This is a genomic window from Zooshikella ganghwensis DSM 15267 (genome assembly GCF_000428585.1).
In the GTDB taxonomy this organism is placed as follows: Bacteria; Pseudomonadota; Gammaproteobacteria; order Pseudomonadales; family Zooshikellaceae; genus Zooshikella; species Zooshikella ganghwensis.
Genome location: NZ_AUAF01000338.1, coordinates 1 through 1,778, shown reverse-complemented (window position 1 = coordinate 1,778; position 1,778 = coordinate 1). Strand labels below are relative to the sequence as shown.

The following is a 1,778-nucleotide window of genomic DNA, read 5'->3' as shown; positions in this document are numbered from 1 at the left end:
GGGTTAAGCTTAAGTATTCAAAAAGTCGCTCAAGTGTATAAACAGATGAGTGACTATGGGGCTATGGCTGCGTAAAAGTGTCTAGAGTATTGTAATATAGTAAGCTTTGGATAAACCACCAAAGGTCTTTGCTAGAACCGGATGCACAACCATCAACCCCCAATAAAATTAATCATATAAGGCTATAAACTAAGGTTCGCGCATTGTAAGCACTTTCTTTTTATTGTCGGTTAACATTTGTAATTATTTAGGTTTAATCACGCTTTACAGTTGAATCAATCCCGTTATGCCAGCCTGCATATGAAAATAATAGTGATTTGAACATTTAGTAATACACACTATGTGTATTTTTTATATTGATATCGTGTGTATAGTGTGTATAATTGATCTCATCTTTTAACCACACAGGAGATTTTATTGAAAAGTAAGGACATCATTAGGGAGATTGAAGCTGACGGTTGGTATTTACATCGTACTAGAGGTAGCCATCACCACTTCAAGCACCCTACAAAGCCGGGGCTTGTAACGGTTCCACACCCTAACCGGGATTTACCAATAGGGACCGTCAAAAGCATTCGGAAACAGGCTCAGCTATAAGCTGGGCCTTCCTTACTGACAATAATCTTCAAGGGGAAATATATGAAATATCCTGTTGTTTTACACACTGACGATGGCATTAACTACGGTGTAACTGTACCCGATATACCTGGGTGTTTTTCTGCTGGAGAAGGTATTGAAGAGGCGCTAGAACAAGTCGTTGAAGCTATTGAAGGTCACTTAGAAATCTTGGTCGAAGATGGCCAACAGGTGCCCGTAGCTACTGCCATTAACAAGCATCAAGCTAACCCTGATTATGAGGGCGGAATATGGGCGCTTGTTGATATTGATATAACGCCATTTCTTGGTAAAGCAGAGCGCATTAACGTAACGCTTCCAGCGCTTTTGGTTAAGCATATTGATGATTTTGTAATGCTACACCCTGAATACAAATCACGATCAGGCTTTCTTGCTGCAATCGCTCAAGACAAGCTACTAAGACCAGAGAGCCGGTGAATGCTTCCTGCCAGCATTGAGAGATGGTTTACGTCGGCGTGACGTTCATTAATAGTTAAGTATCAAGGTAGCTATGGATTATAGTATCGAGAAAATCGAGAAAGCGCTGCTGGAATATTTCGAAAGAAATTTGCAGCCTCTATCAGATAAAAAGATAAAACTCATAGATATAGGTGTATTTCCTTGGCACGCTAAAGTGGAAATATCCTTTTACGTATCGGGTGATAGCGTCGCTATTGATGATATTGCTGCATGGAGCTTATATAATTATGCGAATATGTATGAGGGAGGCTGGGATTCCGGTATGGAAGTTGCCAAAGATTTAGAAAGAGAATGGAACAAAGATAATGATATTTTGCCTTTCCTTTTTGATTTTTCGAGTGCAGTAACTTCGGCTGAGGTTAGGAGTGTAATTAATAAATTTAATCTCGAATCAGGTTTCAGTATTCAAATTTTAGATCCTGATTCAAGTGATTCTGAGAATTATTGCGAATGGTAGCTGTAATCATACCTAATAATAGTAATGTTTCTTGATAGATAGGAATTTCAAAGTGCTATGGTGTTAATTAGCCGTCAACCTAATCACGTAGTCTTCCGTTAAAAATAAAATAATTACTTTCACTGTGTTTAACGTGCTCATTAATTATTCGTTTTAATGGATAATTTTGATTGTTTATTATCCATTTCTGAATGGCAGACGGACTTTCCCTACGTTACGCAGGAAT

At 38.4% G+C, this 1,778-nt stretch carries 3 protein-coding genes; all 3 read left to right on the top strand.

Annotation, left to right across the window (positions count from 1 at the left end; translation table 11 throughout):
- The first annotated feature begins 417 nt into the window (after positions 1–417).
- The 3 genes from F607_RS33865 (at position 418) to F607_RS0126715 (ending at position 1,552) form a co-directional block, all read left to right on the top strand.
- Positions 418–597 carry a type II toxin-antitoxin system HicA family toxin gene (locus F607_RS33865; protein WP_084611433.1) on the top strand — a complete coding sequence of 60 codons (180 nt, stop codon included), beginning with the start codon at positions 418–420 and terminating at the stop codon, positions 595–597.
- 42 nt (positions 598–639) lie between these two features.
- Complete coding sequence (locus tag F607_RS0126720; RefSeq protein ID WP_027710429.1) at positions 640–1,053, top strand: type II toxin-antitoxin system HicB family antitoxin; 414 nt, start codon at positions 640–642, stop codon at positions 1,051–1,053.
- Between the two features lie 73 nt (positions 1,054–1,126).
- A complete protein-coding gene (locus tag F607_RS0126715) occupies positions 1,127–1,552 on the top strand; it encodes a hypothetical protein (protein ID WP_027710428.1) in 426 nt (141 codons plus the stop codon).
- Positions 1,553–1,778: the final 226 nt, after the last annotated feature.